This is a genomic window from Methanolobus zinderi, from assembly GCF_013388255.1.
GTDB classification, from domain to species: Archaea; Halobacteriota; Methanosarcinia; order Methanosarcinales; family Methanosarcinaceae; genus Methanolobus; species Methanolobus zinderi.
The window spans coordinates 184,946-203,790 of record NZ_CP058215.1; the positions used below are offsets into that span (position 1 = coordinate 184,946).

Genomic DNA, 18,845 nt, shown 5'->3' on the forward strand with positions numbered 1-18,845 from the left:
TTAAGTTACCTTGCTTCTCCTATTCCCAGAAAGACAAGCCTTGTTTCCACGGGAATGCCCACATCATGTACAAGAATGTCCTTTTTGTTGATATCTATCTTCACTTCGTTTTCATCAAGCCCGGAGTCGGCCATGTATCCCAGTATCAACTCTGTTCCTGTCCTTTCTCCGAAAATGAGGGCTTCATGATAATCAGAAAATTCCTTTCTTCCACCTGGATAAAAAACAATGAATGACTTTGCACGCAGATTATACTTGGATTCACTGAAGTTTGATCTTATCAGGATCTCCAGTCTGCTGACACCTTTACCCGCCACAGCTCCCACGGCATTCCCGACACTTGCATTCTCAGGAACTATTATCTCGGCATCGATTATTCTGTTCAGCTCATCGAGATATGCAGGAACCGGTCCTCCTAAGAGCACAACCGGGACATCGATCCTGAACCTTGCAAAGCTCTCACTTTCCAGAACCTTATAGATCTCGTTCCTGTCAACTTTTTCAAGAAGGAAGGATACAAGATTCAATGCCATGTTCCTGGCAACTCTTTTTTTAACCTGTCTGCAAAACTCCAGCTCATCGGTACCTGCCAGGGCAGCCAGTGTTGAAGCGGCTGTTTTTGATGCTTCGGAGTTCCACTGATCATAATCTCCCAGCACATGCAGGGCGTCAGTGGGCGTGAAACCGATTGCTTTGATCAGCCTTTTTCTGATAAGAGTATCAAGCGCCCCCGGACTTGGGAGATGGTTCCTGTCCCAGTATATTTCAGTAACCGCAAGAGGCCTGTCTTTAATTCTCTCAAGCAGTTCTTTTTCAGCAGAGCTGAGTTCCAAAGGGGCTTTGCCGGTCCTGACAAAGAACTTGGTAAGCTGTATGTTCTCACCATACTGGTTTCTCTGGATCGTCTGGCCTTTTTTTACTTTTTCAATGATCTCCGGATAGATGTCTGCCGCCAGGCACAGTGGTATTACCTTTTTCGGGCCTATGTTCGTTACATGGTTCTTGACCCATACATGACTGTCTCCACCCATGGCCGAGGTCTCCATATGAATAGCCCTGACTTTTGTGTGCCATCCCCCTACAATAGCCCCTGAATCCGAAAGTTTAGGAAGACCCTCATACATAAGGGAAACATCGGTGCTGGTCCCTCCTACATCTATAACCGCACAGGTATCACTTCCTGAAAGGAAAGATGCGCCCACAAGGCTTGCCGCCGGACCTGAAAAAACAGACTCAATGGGCTTTTTAAGAGCTTCACCGATGCCCACCATGGAACCGTCACATTTGAGCATCATGATATTCATGTCTGGATTTCTGCGGTGAAGTTCGCCCTGTACAGCATCCATAAAATCCCTTGTAACAGGTATTAGGCGTGCGTTCAGATAAGCTGTCACACCGCGCTCGTATGCACCAAGGTCCTGGGAGAGTTCATGGCCGCATACCACAGGCAGGCCTGTAAGCTCGGTTATAAGGTCCTTGATTGTAAGTTCATGATCAGGATTTCTCACGCTGAAATAGGAAGAGACTGCAAACGCTGATACTTTATCCATGAGCCTGTTCACAAAAGCTTTTACTGATTCGATGTCCAGAGGGCACACTTCATTGCCTGAGCTGTCATGACCGCCCTTCACAGAGATAAAATTCTCTATACCGGACCTGTTGTGTATCTCGGTTTCATTTACGAGTATCAGACCTACAGGATATCCCGTATCCTCAAGTACACTGTTGGTTGCAAGGGTGGTCGAAACAGAAGCAAAAGAAACCTTTTGGAGAATATCCGGATCAATGCCGTCAAGACAGCTCCTGATACCTGTGAGCAGCTCAGGATAAGTTGTAAGAGACTTATTGAGATCGACGACCTCCCCATCGCCATCTCTTATTACCACTGCGTCAGTGTAAGTTCCACCGGCATCTATTCCCAGACTGTACCGCATTGTACATCATTCCCTTCTCTCAAGCTTAACAGGTACCTGATCTTTGTGAGCAATGCCATATGCGGCAGTTCAAAAGACAGTTAGTGATGATGATATTTTGCAGAAATTCTACTCCTTTGTTATGAAACAAAGGAGTTGTGGAGCTGAATTACTGCAGAGATTTTCGTGTAGCCTTAGATGGATATAGACCTTTTAACAAATAATGAAGACTACTTTAACCTCAATTAATGCTATACGTCCCTACTATTTATATTTTTCCTGCAAGGCAACATTAGCTTGTCTCAAAAAATGACATTTCAGCATATCGTATATGACTACTGATTGCGTTTGTCCTACATTTCAGTAATCGTATATACAGAAAATAATTCCAAAAATTATATATAGTGCTATACTTTTTCCTTTAAGAGAAAAGTATAAATACCAGATTAGAAGAGGGACTTTTAAGGAGTTAATTAAAAATTTTATCAAAAGAAAACGAATTGCAGGAGCTTTTTTCTAGATTTTGCACTACACTAATATTTGTGGCTCTTTGCCATCTCGACCATTGCCTGCAGGTTCTCGGTCGGTGTCTTACTGACAATACCACAGCCTGGTGCCAGCAGGCCTACTCCTGCGTCCAGTACCTTCTGTGATTCTTCCTTTACGACTTCCGGGGTCTGGTTCCAGAGGACGTTCACAGGATCAAGGTTACCGACGATCACTGCCTTGTCCACGTTTCCAACAGCGGTTGCAACGTCAACATTCTGGTCAACACTGATGGCATCCACACCTGAGGATTCCATGAGTGCAAGTCCCTTGGTGGTATCACCACAGATGTGCAACACTACAGGTACGTTGACCTCGTGCATTGCATCAACTATCTTTGCGTGGTATGGCACGACGAACTTCTCATAGAACTCTGCACCAATGAGCTGGGCACTTGCTGTAGGATCAATGATGACCATTGTGTCGGCACCGTTCTCGACCATCTTCTTTGCATATGCAACACAGAAATCGGTTGTGAACTCCATAAGTGCCAGACCGAAGGCCTCGTCTGTGAATATGGCCATGAACCAGTCATCACCATTGAGGTGCTGTGCAAGGGAGAAAGGACCGATCATACTGCCCATGACAGGAAGTTCGTCACCGTACTTGTCTGCCAGTATCCTGATAGCGTCACAGACAACACCGATCCTTCCGTGATCAAGGCTGTAGCCTTTGAACTTCTCGATATCCTCTGTGTTACTTATCACATGACCGATAACAGAGGGTTGCTGTTCCATTGTACCGGGTTTGATCTCACAGCCGAAAAACTCAGCCTCTGCGGTAATGTCAAAAGGTACACGTACTGCCTCAAAACCTACTACGGTGTGACCTGCTTCTGCAAGTGCTGCCATCTTTTCAGCATCCTCGTTGGCCTCAGGCCAGAAAGCTCCGGAAGCCTCCATCTGATCAACGGTACCTGTCTGTGTGACGGAGATCGCTGGCATCCTGTCAACAGGCTGTCCTGTAAGTGCACGTGCTAATCTCTCTTTGGGGGTATATTCTGCCATAATTTTAAGCTCCTGAAGAAGAGATGGTTGGCAATTGGAAACCAGCCATTCATATCTTGGAGATCATTTTCAGTCTTATCAATACAAATGTGTGAAAGTTGAGCCAGCGGTGATTAGGCGCCGGCTCGTTAGGGAAGTGATAAACTATGTTATCACAGTGATTTGCGGACTTAGAATGTAAGTCCGAATTCTTCGAGCTTTTTGCGTGCGCCGTCGTAGACCTTGACGTATTCGTCTGTTGGCGTTACGGTAGCGATGTCGTAACATTCCTGGAAGGTCTTACCCTGTGGTGCATTTGCATAATTGCCCTCGTAGGAACTTACAAGGAGATCAAGGACCTTGTTGACATCCTCGATATCCATTCCTGCTGTTGCTCTCGCTGCTTCTCCCATCATCCTGGCTTCCATACCTGTGGTCTTATCCTGTACAACACCCTTTGCAGCTGCCACACCGGAGAGGATCTCACGGCCTGAAGCTGTGTCGGTGATGGACTGTGCGGATGCTTCGAGCAGGCACATCTCGGTACACGGACCTGCGCATGGATAGTACTGGTTACCTGAGAGCATGTCGGTAAACTCTGAGATTGTTGCACACGCCCAGCCAGCAATCATAAGGGTCTCACGAGTGTTTGTGGATCCCCAGCGGATGTGGACCGGACCGTCAAGGTGCCAGCTTGCATTGCTCATTACAAATGCATTGATATGGGTTGCGATGTTAACTATCGTGGTTTCCTCTATGCCACCGGCATAGCCACCAAAGATAGGCATCTGCTCATCCATGATGATGTCACTGTTTGCATTGTAGTGTGCAATAACACTCAGTGCATCAAGATCAATTTTCAGCTCATTTAGTTGTGAAACTTCATGGCTGTCACTGCAGGCCATGCCACCGGCACAGTCAGCAGATATATTTCCCTGAGCGGACAGGGAAGTCTCTGGTCCCTATATGGCCATACCAGGCCTGCCGGCCATTGCACATGCATTTTTAATGAGTCTTGTTTCTGTCTTGGCTGCAAGTACCTCGTAAGGGCTCTTTGGAATTGGTGGCTTGCCACGGACTGTCATCATGACACCGTTGACAATCGTATCGACTTCCTTCTCAAGAGCGTAGCTCATGTGGACAGGCATGAACATGTCCTCGGAAATTGGTGAACCTGTTGGACCTCCCTGGACCACTGGCTTTCTCTTGTCACCGACACTTCTCTTGTGGACCCTGATAGCCTCTCTGCCGGTACCAAGTGTGAATTCCTTCTGGACGTTGTTGATAGCGTCCCAGATCTCATCTTCTGTGTACTTTACCACACGGTTGGTGTCGGTACAGTAGATACCGCACTCGAGCAGCATCTCAAAACCTGCCTTGAACAGGTTTTCCATCATGTCCTTGTCGGTTGGAACAAACTCTCCCTTGAAGTCGAGGTTGTACTTCTGCTTGAGTTCCATTGCCTTCATCGGAATGGTCATAAGGTCCCAGTCATCCTGGGTTGTCTTCTCTCCCTTCTTTGCCCTTTCATAGAATTCGTAAACATCAAGTGATCTTGAAAATGTCATCTTACATGCCTCCTTATTTCATAAGGTCAAGTGCCACACGGGCTGCATCAGCTGCATTCTCTGCTGTTGCGTCTGCCCCGATCTCCTCGATCCATTTATCGGATACTGGTGCTCCACCGAACATTATCTTCACGGAGTCCCTCAGACCCTCTTCGGAAAGCATTTCGACTGTGTCCTTCTGTCCGAGCATTGATGTTGTCATGAGTGCTGAACCTACGAGCAGGATTTTCTTACCCTTATTGTTAGCCACTTCTTCTGTGACCTTCTCGTTTGGAACGTCAACTCCCATGTCAACGATCTTGAAACCGTTTGCACCAAGCATGGTTGTCACAAGGCGGTGGCCGATATCGTGAATGTCTCCTTCCTGTACGTAGGTAATTGCAAGACCTGCGCCCTCGTCAGCTTCTCCCTTTTCTGCTTCCATGATAGGCAGAAGGATCTCCATTGCGGCGTTCATTGCCTTTGCGGACATCATGATCTGTGGAAGATAGATCTCTGCTGCTTCGAATTTGTCTCCGATTACCTTCATTCCCGGTGAAAGACCGTCGTTGATGATCTCAACAGGAGTGAGTCCTGCATCCAGGGCTTCCTGGGTAGCTTCGGCACAACCATTGATGTTCTGATTTACAATGGTGTCCTTGAGTTTGTCTAAAATTTCCTGCTTTGACATATTTTTGTCTCCTTAACGGTCCTTTGCTAGTGTCAAGACGATGAATGACGTTTTTAGATGTTTTTCAAATCTATGACTTGGGTCCTTCACTAGTTACAGGCATACGGTAATCTTGAACCTACTTCCTAATATTTAAAACTTTTTATTTCTCGGAATTTGCAATTATAATCATAGTGAAACATTACAACGTCATTGTAATCCAATCACACGTTTATTTTAAAGCAGGAAAATCAAATAGAGATTCATATACCAATTAATCCTGCAGAATTCGATATCTGAAAAAAGGCCATTGCAATGAAACTTAAAGATATGCCTTTGAAGGCTAAGTTAATACTGTATATAGTCGTGGGTACACTGCTTGTACTTGTGGCCAGTACTGCAATGACAATTTCAACCGTGACAAGCCAGGAAGAAGAACTTGCATACAAACAGGCAACAGAAATAGCCAGAAGCTATGCCAACGATTTCAACGGGGATATGGAAAAGAATCAGGCAATTGCTGAAACCATTGCAGTAAGCATGAGCAGTTATGACTCCATGAGCAGACAAGAAGCAAATGCGATGCTCTATAATCTTCTGGAGGAACATCCTCACCTTCTTGGCACATATGTTGCCTATGAACCAAATGCCTTTGACGGCCAGGATGAAATCTATATAAACGCTGCTGGTCATGATTCCACAGGAAGGTTCATCCCCTACTGGAACAAGATAGACGGTGATATAGAGCTTGAGCCTCTGCTGGATTATGAAAACCTTGACTACTATCAGGTTCCGAAGTTAACCAAAAATGAGACACTCACAGAACCTTACTACTATGAGGGTGTGTTCATCGTAAGTTATGTATATCCTATCCTGAATGGCGAGGAATTTGAAGGGATCGGAGGGGTGGATGTCTCACTGAACTACCTTGACGATGAAATAAGCAATGTAAAAGCATTCGATACTGGCTATGCTTTTATGACAGGAAACACCGGTATACTTGTCTCACATCCTTTTAACAAGGACTGGATAGGTGAGAAAACACTTTATGATTTCGACATCCCGGAAATATCAAAGGCTGCAGACGATATAAGAGAGGGTAAAAGCGGTCATGTGGAAACAATAGATCCAAGCACCGGAGAAGAGGTGGTCATGTTCTATGAGCCTATCAGAACAGGGAATTTCTCTTTTATACTGGTGGTTCCCAGAGATGAGATATTTGCCGGTGTGACTGCACTTAGCGACAGGCTTCTACAGATATCCCTTGTATCTGTTATTTTCATGGCTGGAGTTTCCTATCTTATTGGAATGTCCTTTAGCCGGCCGATCAAAAATATAGTACAGGATTTTAAAAGCATCTCAAACGATGCTATCAGAGGAAAACTAGACTCTAGGGCAAACACGGACGTAGAAGTTGATTTCAGGGAAATACCCATGGGTCTGAACGAGATACTTGAGACGGTGATAGCACCTATCAGAGATACGATCCGACTGACCAATGAACTTGCAAACGGAAAGTTAAACGAACGTTCCGATCTGGATGTAAAGGGAGAATTCAAACAACTTGCGGATACCCTGGACAACTTTGCAGCTTCCCTTGACACCATTATCAGGGACTCCAACGAAGTATTGACAGCGGTCCAGAACAATGATTTCTCAAGAAAAGTAGAAGTATACGGAGAAGGGGATTTCCGCATCCTGACCGAGGGAATTGAAAAAACAAGAGAAACCCTCTCCAGGATGATGGACGAACGGAAAAAAGTGGAAGAGATACGGAAAAAAGAGATACACCACCGTATAAAAAATAATCTGCAGGTGATCTCAAGCCTCCTTGATCTTGAATCTGAGAAATTTGAAAACGAGAATGTTGTCGAAGCCTTCAGAGAAAGCCAGAACAGAGTAGTATCAATGGCGCTGGTTCATGAGGAACTATACAGATCACAGGACATGGAAAGTATTGATTTCTCGGATTATATCATGAAGCTTGTTAACGAGCTATCTTACTCCTATATCATGGACAAAGACAAGATCCAGGTTAAAACGGATATTGATAATGTTTTCCTTGATATGGACACCGCCATTCCACTTGGGATGATAGTGAATGAACTTGTCTCCAACTCATTCAAACATGCGTTCGAACCGGGCCAGGATGGAGAAATATACGTAAATCTGCATTCAGTTGATGATAAACTGACGCTCGAAGTGGGAGATAACGGAGTCGGCTTCCCTGAAGATATAGATTTCAGGGAGACGGATTCACTTGGCCTGCAACTGGTAACCACACTGACAAGCCAGATAGAAGGTAGCATTGAACTTGAAAATACAGAGGGTACAAATTTCGTTATAATATTAAATCGATGAAGATCACAGGTGAACATATGGAAGAAACAAAGATACTGGTAGTTGAGGATGAAAATATCATCGCTCTTAATATCAAAAAGAAACTAAAAAGCCTGGGTTATGCAGTTCCGGCAATCGCTTCAACAGGCGAAGAAGCCATAAAGATGACAGAGATCACTTTTCCGGATCTGATCCTCATGGATGTGATGCTGAAAGGGGAGATGGATGGGGTCCAGGCTGTGGAAGAGATACACAAGAAATATGATATTCCCGTAATCTACCTGACAGCATTCTCCGATGACGAGGTACTGGAAAGGGCCAAGGTTACCAGACCTTATGGCTACATTGTCAAACCATTTAAGATCAATGATCTGCATAGCAATATTGAAATCGCACTTTACAGACATAAAATGGATGACGGGGGAAGAAAAGAGCTTACAGGTTCATAGGATTTCAAACAGCAAGAAGATAACAGAACTTATAAAATAAACAGGAGTGGCAGGTAATTCCAATGAACAAGTCGTTGATCGATATAATCTTCAATTCAGAAAAACGAAAGAATGTCCTGTTACTTCTGGTAGAGGGTCAGAAAAGCCGTGAAGAGATTAAAACAAGTCTCAATGTGACCTCCACGGCCCTTATTCCCCAGATTAAAAAACTAAAAGAGCATGGACTTGTTATCCAGAACAATGATTATTATATCCTGACCGATATGGGGAGGGTAATGGTTGAGAACATGCTGCCTCTTTTGCAGGCGGTGGAAGTCTTCGAGGATAACAGCAGTTACTGGCTGAACCGCGACCTGAGCGGTATACCAGGACATCTTCTGAAAAGACTGGGGGAATTGGGGAATTATCTGGTTATAGAGCCTGACCTGAACTATCTTTTTGAATTTCCGGAAGAATTTACTGAAAACATCGATAAGTCCGGCTACATTATGGCCTTTAATGCGTACTTCCATCCGGAATACCCTGCCCTTTACTCAAAACTTGCCGAAAAAGGTATTGAGTTCTCGCTTGTCCTGAGCAGTTCGGTACACAAGAGAATGCAGAACGATTATAAAGAAGATATGCAAAAATTTCTGGATTGTGAAAGCACTGATTTTTCTGTCTCAAATGAAGTATCAGGTCTTGCTACACTTGTTACAACCGATCGTTTCCTGTTTCTCTGTTTCTTTGACAAACAGGGACAATACGATCACCGGATTATAATGAGCTTCGATTCCAGGGCTCTCGAGTGGAGCCGGGAATTGTTCAGCTACTACAAGGATAAGTCAGAAAATATCTGTGATTTAAACTGTAATATAAAATAAAAAAATCGTACAGCAAGCAGATTTTTAATGCTTGCTGTCCAGGTCTCCTTTCTTATGCTGTCTGTGGTTCCGATCTTGCCACATGGCTCTCATGCTGTGAATAATACCACATGGGTATGTACAGAGCCAGTACGACTATTCCTACACCTGTGGAGAACCAGCTCCCTTCTATACTGTTTAGATAGATTATACCGATCAGACAGAGAGGAATGTTGAACAGACCGAACATAAGTGCGACGTTCTTCCAGCCCTTTGGTGCCTTGAAAGGTCTCTCGAGACCTACAAGGTGCGGGTTCATCTTTGCCTTTACATATGCAAAGAGACTGATACCATTGGCACAAACATATCCTATGGCGGATGCTGCAAGGATAGCTGTTGGAGTACCCATTGATATGAGTACCAGGTTGAACAGGCCAATAATTACCATGGCGAATACGGGAGTTCCATGGCTGTTTACTTTACCGAAAACCTTTGGCAGGTTTCCTTCAACTGCCATTGAGTGCATTGCCCTTGAAGATCCCAGGTATGCAGTCTGTATGATGAGCACCATTGCAGCAATGAGCATTACAATAGCGATGGTTGAACCTATATCACCAAGGGATGCCTGTGCAACCGGAAGCATAGGATCGATCGGTGCGTTGGCGATACCCTCTATACCTAGCACACCGGTAACTGTTGTCTGCACGATTACATATGCAAAGAAACAGATCGCACCGCAGGAGAACAGTGCCTTTGGCACATCCGTACCCGGATTCCTGTACTCGGGACCGTATATAGCTGCTGTTTCCCATGCACATGCACTCCATTGAGCCATTGCGAATATACCCAGCAGGATCAGGACACTGTTAAGGTCCCATACCCAGTCTGTTGGCAGCCAGGTGCTGGTGATGTTCGAAAGTACGAAATCCCCTGTGGCATATGGTGCCAGGGCAATTATGATCAATGGTACAAATGCAAGTGCTGCAAGGATATAACCTACCAGTGCACCACTTGATACACCACGGTAGTTGACAAGTATGAGACCTCCGAATATCACGATTCCTGCAGCAAGCGATAGCTGATATTCAGTGAATGTATTTGCAAGTGAGGGGAAGAGACTGTGCAGGTAGAAACCCACAAGGATTGCAAAGATAGCAAGTACGGGATTCCATGCAAACCAGTAGCTCCATGCACTGAATCCGCCTATAAGCTTACCTCTGTCATACTTTCCTGCGTAGTCAGGTGTTTTGAATACATTCTGTGCAAATCCGGGAAGACCGGATGCCTTCGGGAAAGTTGTTGCAAGTTCACCGTAAGCCAGATTCTGCATGAAACCCTGGAATACGGAAAGACCCCACACAATAATAGCAGCCGACCATAGCCAGCCTGCAAAATATCCTATCGACGGCAGGATCAGCAGAGGCACACCCACAGCGATGGCAAGACCCTGTTTCCAGTCGATCGAACGCTCAAGTCCACCAGATTCACCGGACTCACATACCACTTTTGAGCATTGCTCGGCATGCTGCCAGTCAATCCCTGTCTCTTCATTCGAATTCATATATTTTCACCTTCGTTTGATAATAATTACTGATACCTGCAGACCTTCCGAAAGAGCGTTAATGAGTTTCATAAATTGGAGGTTATGTTTTCATCATCTGCGGGAAGTTGCAGGTATCATACAGCCGCCGTACAGACACAGCCTGCATGACGGCAATTAACGCTTATTTGCTCACCTGACCTCTGAACTTCTCACATGAGTTGATCTTTATATCCAGAAGCTTCTCGATGTTCATCTTTGCAGCAATTCCCTTGGGAGCTCCTGCAACTGAAGTGATTACACCAATACCAAGATCCTCTCTCAATTCCCTCATCACATATTCATCACTTAGATCAAGTGTGGAAACACCGAGCTTCTTTGCAACGTAATCCTTTGCGTCACCGACGCGCATGCTCTTTGCCAGTTCCATTCTTGCAACAAGGTCACCTGCTGCTCTTATTCCGCTCATTCCGGAGGTCATTATGTGGGAGATCGGCATACCCATCGGGTCGCCGACCCCTATCTATATGCCGTCCACGCCAGCAATTTCGACCATCGCCTTGCTGGCTCTTGATACAGCATCAACCGTCGGGGTCTCGAGCATCGGGATACCGCCTACACCCATACCCATGTTCACATGGCACGGGATTGTTGAATCCTTAACAGCCTGTTTGATGAAGGTAACAGCTCTTCCAAGGTTCCATGCTGAAGATTTGCTGGTGTTGGTGTTTACAACAGGTCCGAAAACATTGGCTCCTGCCTTTGCAACAAGTGCAGCCTGCTGGTGTGGCCAGAGACCTGCAAGCACTGTACCGTCGTATTCAAGCTCACCGTGCATTCCAAGCAGAAGTTCTCCTGCCATACCTGCTTCGATATAGATATCAGGGAACTGCTTTCTCAGTGATTCGATCGCATGCAGGGAGGCATACATGTCACCGTCACCTGCAGCACCGATCGTATCGAAGTTGACACCATCGGAACCGGATGCCATCATCCTCTGCATGATCCATACAATGTCCCTTGTAAGATGCTTTGCAGAGTGCTCCATGGACTCTCTTGCCTCATCGATCTTGAATGCCTTCATAAGGTCACCGGGGTTCTCAAATGGTCCGTCTGGTGTATAGTAGAGACCCATGTTTGGCATTGCACCGTAGAGCAGAGGAACGATCATGTTCTGCTGGCAGACTTCCATTGTCTGCATTTCCTGTGCGATCACAGGTTTTGCAGGCTTGTAACTGTAGTCGATGTGACCGAGTTCCATTGTGTCAGCACCGAATGCACGCTCGTGCATCATTGCACCAACAAGCCTGCTTGCCGGGATACCGACACCGCTGTTACCCTGGTCACCATCGATCCTGATGGTTCCGATGTCGTGGGTTACGGGAACTTCCATACCCTGCTCTACACCTACCATCCTGGAAGGCATGGTGATAATTTCCACGAGCTTGTCGATCTCATCTTCACTGAGATCAGGAATGTCACCAAGGTCTGCAGCATCTGCCATACCTTCTTTCAGGTCAGCTACGATCTGCTCCTTTGTCATGAAGAGACGCTTTCCGTCTCCCATTCTTAACTTATATTCTGTTGCCACAACTTTCACCTCATTTAAAGAAGCAGTTCCTTTGCCTTTGTGACAGCTTCACTGGCATTCTCTGCGTAGCAGTCAGCACCGATCTTGTTTGCCCAGGCTTCTGTTGCAGGAGCACCGCCAACCATGACCTTTACACCGTCTCTCATGCCCTGTTCCTTGAGCATTTCAATGACATCCTTCTGGCCCGGCAGTGTGGTTGTCATGAGTGCAGACATGCCGATCATATTTGCACTGGTTTCCTTTGCCTTGTCAATGAAATCCTGCAAGGGCACATCTCTGCCGATATCGTGAACCTCAAATCCTGAAGATTGCAGCATTGTGGAAACGATGGACTTACCGATATCGTGTACATCACCCTCGACAGTACCGTTTACGATAATACCCAGCTTCTTACTTGCAGCATCCTTTGGCATGTCTTTTTCCAGTAAAGCCACACCGGCTTCCATTGCACCTGCTGCCATCATCACATGTGGCAGGAATAACTTGCCCCTCTCAAAGAGAACACCCACTTCATTCATTCCGGCTGCAAGACCTTTCTCTATGATCTCAGCAGGCGGAATACCTTCGTCCCTTGCCTTTTCTACGGTTGCTATAACAGCATCCTTTTTGCAGGAAACAATGGCATCAGAGAGTTCTTTAAACATTTCTTCATTGCTCATTACTAACACCTCGTCACCTTTGTCCTCCGGTAAACAACACTTAAGACCGGAATACAGTCAGTTACAATAAGCACTGAGAGAAAAGTATATATCATAAACTCAAAGCAATGTGTCTACTGCTCTTGAATTTATCAATGAGAAATAAATGTTTCGAGGCTCTTTTATCATTATAACGACGTTGTAATGTTTCGCTGGTATTGACCAGAAATTTAGATCGTGATCTAGGATCTGCCAGCAAATGCATCCAAAGGGCCAAAATATCCCGATACGATATGGTATTTTATGATCTTTACTTCTGCAGGAAAAGAGACTTTATCTTTGCAACGGCTTCAACAGCATTTTTTGCATAACAGTCTGCACCTATTTTTTCAGCCCACTCCATGCTTGCAGCAGCACCGCCTATCATGACCTTTACACTATCACGCAGGTCCTGTTCCATGAGCATCTCGATAAGTTCTTTCTGACGGGACAGTGAAATGGTGGTAAGGGCTGAAATGCAAAGCATATCTGCATGAGTTTCCTTTACCTTGTCAATGAAGTCCTGAAGAGGAACATCCCTTCCAAGGTCATATACCTCGAATCCGGATATTCGCAACATAGAGGAAACAATAATTTTACCGATGTCATGCACGTCACCTTCGACAGTACCTATGACAATGATACCAAGTTTTTCATTCTCTACTTCCTGCAGCTCTTTCTCAAGCACACTAATACCGGCTTCCATGGCATCGCTTGCAAGTACCAGGTGCGGCAGGAACAGCTTACCACTTTCGAACAGGACTCCCACTTCATCCATCCCACGGATAATACCTTTTTCGATTATCACCTCGGGAGGGATGCCCTCATGAAATGCTTTTTCCACAGTTGATTTAACAGAATCCTTTTTACATGATACAACAGCATTTGAGATATCTTTGAATATTTCTTCTTTAACCATGTATAACACCTGATAGCATCAAGAAAATATCATGGATTTAAAAATGGTTCCCCTGTCCAGTAGGTAGTACTCAATAATTAAAGGGTGTTTGGTAAGGAGAAATAAAAATACATATATCGCAACTAAACACAGAACTCCATTCACATTTATTAACAGAGCCGGTGGTTGCTTAGATATCTCTGTTATGTGTATGATTTAGATTGCAGACAGATAAGTATTTATACCAGATAAAAAAGGCATTTTGCAAAAACTATAAATATCCAACATTGCGGAAATATATATATATGCCGATTAGCAGATTCTTATGTGAATTAGATACCGAGCTTTCAGGAAACCAATTAATCAGGTTGTATATTTAAGACCTGCTAATTCAAAAATCAAGCTATCAACAACATGTAACAGATTCAAAGGAAGGAAATCATATGTCAATCAAGAAAAGCAACGGAAGCAGCTGGATACTCGAATTTCTGGGATTCTAGGAAATGATAAAGAAAAGGTCTTATCCAAGGAGCTGAAAGCATGGAGAGAAAGCCATTAGACTCATTAATATCCAAAAACGGCCTCTGGGTGTCCAGAAACGGACGTCTCCACGGGATAAAAAGCTGTGAGGCATCACATAAGAACCTGCGTATAACAATGGATTGCGGAGAAGTAGTAAAGGTGAGAAATTCCCGATCTAGCAGGGCTGCAAGGTCTCTGCGAAACCGCAAATTCCAGAAACCCTGCAAAAGATGCCGCGTCCCGGAAGAAAAAATAAAAGAATTCTCAAGGAAGATCTCAAAGAACGAGGTCAAAGTATCGGTCAGGACCGTACCTTCTTCTCAATTCAATTCATACGAAAATAAAATACCTGATATGGCGTTGCCGTCCGAGAATACACTACATGAACCGGTAAAACCAGTTCAGGCATCTACACCTGCTGTTTCTGCAAAACAGACCCAAAAACAGACAAAAACTGCTGCTGCAAAAACATTCGTACCGCAGCCACGCACAAAAAAACCCAAGGTAAAGAAATCCGGAAATCACTCTTTCCAGAAACCTGCCAAAGCTTCAAAGCCGCAATTCACCCAGAGCCAGAAGAACAGGATACTTTCTTTGCTCGGACCCGGGGAGATGATATCATTCTCAAAGGAGAAACGCTCCTTTGCCGAACTTGAATCCGTACTTAGCACAGAAAGAAAGAAAGATATCAGACAGATGTACGAAGACAGCCGTGAGAACCTGCTTGGAAAACTTGAGAGGACAATTACAGAATTCTTCGTGGACATGGGTTTCCTTGAGGTTAAATCTCCGATACTCATTCCCTTCGAATACATGGAAAGGATGGGGGTCGGTGAGGATAAGAAACTATCCGAGCAGATATTCAGGGTAGGAGATAACATGTGCCTGCGCCCCATGCTTGCACCGGGTCTGTACAACCACCTGCGCAAATTCGACAACGTATTACCGGACCCCGTGAGGATATTTGAAATAGGACCCTGCTACCGTAAGGAATCAGACGGCAGCAGCCACCTCGAGGAGTTCACCATGCTCAATTTCTGTCAGATGGGATCCAGATGTACACGAGAGGAACTTGAATTTATTATCGATGAATTCCTGAACTTCCTGGATATAGACTACGAGATCGTGGCTGACAGCTGTATGGTCTACGGCGAGACCATGGATGTCATGCACAAGAACCTGGAACTCTCTTCCGCTGTTGTGGGACCAATACCCATGGATATGGACTGGGGTGTCGATAAACCCTGGATAGGAGCCGGTTTCGGCCTTGAGAGATTGCTGAAGGTCAAACATGATTTCAAGAACATAAAGCGTGCTGCAAGGTCAGAGTCGTACTACAACGGAATCTGCACGACCCTGTGAGGTGGGAAAAATGTTAGAGAATATGACACAGGATGAACTGGACAGCCTTGCAGGAAATATCTTAAACGGCTTTCAGCTCACAGACAGCCATCTCAGGGGTCTTCTGAGTATCACTGAAAAAGACGATCTCGAAAAGCTCTACTATGTTTCAAGGAAGATAAGGGATCACTACTTCGGGAACAATGTCTTTCTGTACAGCTTCGTCTACTTTTCCACTCACTGCAGGAACAAATGCGCCTTCTGTTACTACCGGGAATCAAATCATATAAACAGATACAGACTTGATGCCGATGAAGTAAGAGGCATATGCCGGTCACTCAAAGGAGAAAACATTCACATGGTCGACCTGACCATGGGTGAAGACCCCTATTTCCACAGCAACCCGGAAAGGTTTGTGGATATTGTGAAGATAGTTAAAGAGGAAACAGACCTTCCGATCATGATCTCCCCGGGTGTGATGAATGACAGGACGCTTAACAGGCTTTACGAAAGCGGTGCCGATTTTCTTGCACTCTACCAGGAAACACATGACAGGCAGCTCTACCGAAAACTGAGGGTCGGACAATCTTTTGATGAAAGACGGCATGCCAGGGAATTTGCAAGGAATATCGGATACTGTGTCGAGGACGGAATACTCACAGGCGTTGGAAATGATATCGAATCCACCATAAAATCACTCAGGGGTATGCAGAAGGGAAATCCTGACATGGTGAGGGTCATGACCTTTGTTCCACAGGAAGGGACCCCTCTCTGGAAAAAAACACCTGAGTCCAGTATGGAAGAGCTCAAGATAATAGCTATTCTGAGACTTATGTTTCCTGACAGGCTCATACCGGCATCCCTTGACCTTGAAGGTATCCCGGGAATGGTGCACAGACTGAACGCAGGTGCAAATGTTGTCACATCCATAATACCTTCTGACTCGACCCTCGAAGGTGTCGTCAACTATGATAGGGGTCTTGAGAGACACCGGGACCCGAAAAGCGTTATTAAAGCACTTGAAAATATGGGCATGAAGCCCGCAGGACAGGACGATTTTAACAGGATACTGGAAAAAGCAAAAAAAAGGAAAACTGAAACTCTGGCGGTGGCCCTGTGAGAACCATATGCATCATAGGTGGTAAACTGCAGGGGTTCGAGGTCGCATACCTTGCACACAAGGCAGGTATGAAAGTTCTGCTTGTGGACCGCAGGGAAAAGCCCCTGATACTCAGTGCCGTTGATTTTTTCCATTGCTTCGATGTTATCAGGGAACCTGATAGACTGGTCGCGATCTCAGAGAATGTGGACGCGATAATTCCTGTTAATGAGAATATAGAGACAATCGAATCTTTGAAAAAAATAAAAGACAGGCTGGCCTGTCCCCTGCTTTTTGACTTTGACGCCTACCATATCAGTATGGACAAAAAACGGTCCAAGGATTTTTTCTATTCAATTGACGTACCCACACCTGCTGACAATCCTACATCCCCTCCGTATTTCGTCAAGCCTCCGTGTGAGAGCAGCAGTGTGGGTACTTCTATCATTTACAACAACAGAGAACTGGATGGTCTTGATCCTGACATGCTTGTGGAAGAGTACGTGGAAGGAGATGTCATCTCCCTTGAGCTTGTGGGTGACGGTGAGAACTTCGCTGTTGCAAAGGAAACAAAGGTGCATGTGGACGAGACCTATGACTGCCATATGGTAACACCCATAGACCATCACCAGGAGTTAAGGGATATCTCCCTCAAACTTGCCAGGAATCTCAGACTCCGGGGAATCATGGACATTGAGGCAATAGACAGTCCAAGGGGGCTGAAAGTGCTGGAGATCGATGCAAGGTTTCCCAGCCAGACACCATCTGTGGTTTACCATTCCTCAGGGATAAATCTTGTTGAGATGCTTGTGCAGGCTTTTTCCGGTGGTATTGGTAATACAGATAATTCAAGAATAGTTTCTAACGGTAATTATTGTACTTTCGAGCACCTTGCCCTGAAAGAAGGTGGGCTTGTGCCTGTCGGTGAGCATGTGATCTCACAGGGCACGGATTATCATGTTTTTCACGCTTCTCACGGGCTCGATATCTTTGAATGCATCGGTGATATCCGGGTCTTTACTCTTATGAGCTGGGGTCCGGGAAAGGAAGAAGCAGAAAATAACAGACAGAGAGGGTTTGGTATTGTCAGGGAACATCTTGGAATCGAAAACCTGAATTAAAATCGGGAGGAATAAAATGGCACTTTTAACACCACAGGATCTTGAGAACCTGTCCGCACAGCTTGAGGAGAACGATGAGATAATCAAAAGGGTCACCGGCCTCAATATCAAAGGAATATGCGAGGAGCTGTACGGAACAAAACTCGACTCTCCGAAAGTAGGAATAATCCCAATAACAGCAGGTGAGGGGATAATCAGCACCTTTACTTCGTCACTGCTTTTTATCGTGCAGTATTTCGGCCTTGAGGGTTTTATTACCGAACATCCGGACATTACAGGTTACTATGAAGCCGTCTCAGAGGGCGCCGACATCATACTCATGGCAGACGACCATATTTTTATTGCGCACAACCTTCGCAACGGGAAGATCGTGAGTAACCACGTGGCCACTGGGGTGATATATGCAGATATTGCTTCAAGGTTCAATGAGACAAATTCAAAGGATATCCTTGTCATCGGTCTTGGGAAAGTGGGTTATGCCGGAGCATGCCACCTTGTGAACAAGGGTTTCAATGTCTATGCCTGCGACCCAAACAGGGAATTTTTGCAGAAGGCTGTGGATGAGCTGGGAATTAAACCTTACTGCAGCGACGACAGGAAAAAATTTTCCATGGTATTTGAGGCCACACCCAATGCGGATACAATATCCGAGGGCATGATCGAGGAAAGATGTCTGGTCTCCACTCCAGGGATACCCTGCGGCCTGCCTCCGGAGGTCGGAAGCAGGTACCGTGTCGACCTTGTAATGGACCCCTGGTGATCG

At 45.4% G+C, this 18,845-nt stretch carries 13 protein-coding genes and 2 pseudogenes; 7 read left to right on the top strand and 8 right to left on the bottom strand.

From position 1 onward, the window contains the following. Positions 1 to 5: 5 nt before the first annotated feature. The 4 genes and pseudogenes from HWN40_RS00910 to HWN40_RS00925 form a co-directional block, all read right to left on the bottom strand. Positions 6 to 1,934, bottom strand: coding sequence for a hydantoinase/oxoprolinase N-terminal domain-containing protein (locus tag HWN40_RS00910; RefSeq protein WP_176963996.1), 1,929 nt, complete (start codon positions 1,932 to 1,934; stop codon positions 6 to 8). 512 nt (positions 1,935 to 2,446) lie between these two features. Then, entirely contained in the window at positions 2,447 to 3,466 is a 1,020-nt protein-coding gene (mtbA, locus tag HWN40_RS00915) for a methylcobamide:CoM methyltransferase MtbA (protein ID WP_176963997.1), read from the bottom strand. A 170-nt stretch (positions 3,467 to 3,636) separates the two neighbouring features. After that, positions 3,637 to 5,013, bottom strand: a pseudogene (locus HWN40_RS00920) (monomethylamine:corrinoid methyltransferase). Positions 5,014 to 5,026: 13 nt separating this feature from the next. Beyond that, the gene (locus tag HWN40_RS00925; protein WP_176963998.1) at positions 5,027 to 5,683 is read right to left on the bottom strand and encodes a methyltransferase cognate corrinoid protein; all 657 of its coding nucleotides are present in this window, start codon (positions 5,681 to 5,683) and stop codon (positions 5,027 to 5,029) included. 294 nt (positions 5,684 to 5,977) lie between these two features. On the opposite strand from HWN40_RS00925, the gene HWN40_RS00930 reads away from it, so the two are divergent. The 3 genes from HWN40_RS00930 to HWN40_RS00940 all read left to right on the top strand — a co-directional run bounded on the left by HWN40_RS00930 (position 5,978) and on the right by HWN40_RS00940 (position 9,314). Further along, a complete protein-coding gene (locus HWN40_RS00930; RefSeq protein ID WP_176963999.1) occupies positions 5,978 to 8,023 on the top strand; it encodes a histidine kinase dimerization/phosphoacceptor domain -containing protein in 2,046 nt (681 codons plus the stop codon). Between the two features lie 17 nt (positions 8,024 to 8,040). Further along, on the top strand, positions 8,041 to 8,451 hold the full coding sequence (locus HWN40_RS00935) for a response regulator (RefSeq protein ID WP_176964000.1): 411 nt from the start codon (positions 8,041 to 8,043) through the stop codon (positions 8,449 to 8,451). 62 nt (positions 8,452 to 8,513) lie between these two features. Then, complete coding sequence (locus HWN40_RS00940) at positions 8,514 to 9,314, top strand: helix-turn-helix transcriptional regulator (RefSeq protein WP_176964001.1); 801 nt, start codon at positions 8,514 to 8,516, stop codon at positions 9,312 to 9,314. 52 nt (positions 9,315 to 9,366) lie between these two features. On the opposite strand, the gene HWN40_RS00945 is transcribed toward HWN40_RS00940, so the two are convergent. From HWN40_RS00945 to HWN40_RS00960, 4 genes and pseudogenes are all read right to left on the bottom strand, one after another. Then, on the bottom strand, positions 9,367 to 10,854 hold the full coding sequence (locus HWN40_RS00945; RefSeq protein ID WP_176964002.1) for an APC family permease: 1,488 nt from the start codon (positions 10,852 to 10,854) through the stop codon (positions 9,367 to 9,369). A gap of 163 nt (positions 10,855 to 11,017) precedes the next feature. After that, positions 11,018 to 12,433, bottom strand: a pseudogene (gene mtbB, locus HWN40_RS00950) ([dimethylamine--corrinoid protein] Co-methyltransferase). Positions 12,434 to 12,438: 5 nt separating this feature from the next. Continuing rightward, positions 12,439 to 13,083: a dimethylamine corrinoid protein MtbC gene (mtbC, locus tag HWN40_RS00955; RefSeq protein ID WP_176964003.1), complete on the bottom strand. Its 645-nt coding sequence runs from the start codon at positions 13,081 to 13,083 to the stop codon at positions 12,439 to 12,441. 289 nt (positions 13,084 to 13,372) lie between these two features. Further along, positions 13,373 to 14,020 (bottom strand): cobalamin B12-binding domain-containing protein, encoded by a 648-nt coding sequence (locus HWN40_RS00960; protein WP_176964004.1) that lies wholly within the window; start codon positions 14,018 to 14,020, stop codon positions 13,373 to 13,375. A gap of 519 nt (positions 14,021 to 14,539) precedes the next feature. Here HWN40_RS00960 and pylS point away from each other — a divergent pair. Genes pylS through pylD form a run of 4 tightly spaced genes read left to right on the top strand, consistent with a single transcriptional unit; the run spans position 14,540 to position 18,842 of the window. Further along, entirely contained in the window at positions 14,540 to 15,883 is a 1,344-nt protein-coding gene (gene pylS / locus HWN40_RS00965) for a pyrrolysine--tRNA(Pyl) ligase (RefSeq protein WP_176964005.1), read from the top strand. A 10-nt stretch (positions 15,884 to 15,893) separates the two neighbouring features. Then, complete coding sequence (gene pylB / locus HWN40_RS00970) at positions 15,894 to 16,982, top strand: methylornithine synthase PylB (protein WP_176964006.1); 1,089 nt, start codon at positions 15,894 to 15,896, stop codon at positions 16,980 to 16,982. Beyond that, complete coding sequence (gene pylC, locus HWN40_RS00975; protein ID WP_176964007.1) at positions 16,979 to 18,082, top strand: 3-methylornithine--L-lysine ligase PylC; 1,104 nt, start codon at positions 16,979 to 16,981, stop codon at positions 18,080 to 18,082. Before pylB ends, pylC begins: the two co-directional genes overlap by 4 nt. A gap of 16 nt (positions 18,083 to 18,098) precedes the next feature. Further along, the gene (gene pylD / locus HWN40_RS00980) at positions 18,099 to 18,842 is read left to right on the top strand and encodes a 3-methylornithyl-N6-L-lysine dehydrogenase PylD (RefSeq protein ID WP_343044090.1); all 744 of its coding nucleotides are present in this window, start codon (positions 18,099 to 18,101) and stop codon (positions 18,840 to 18,842) included. Positions 18,843 to 18,845: the final 3 nt, after the last annotated feature.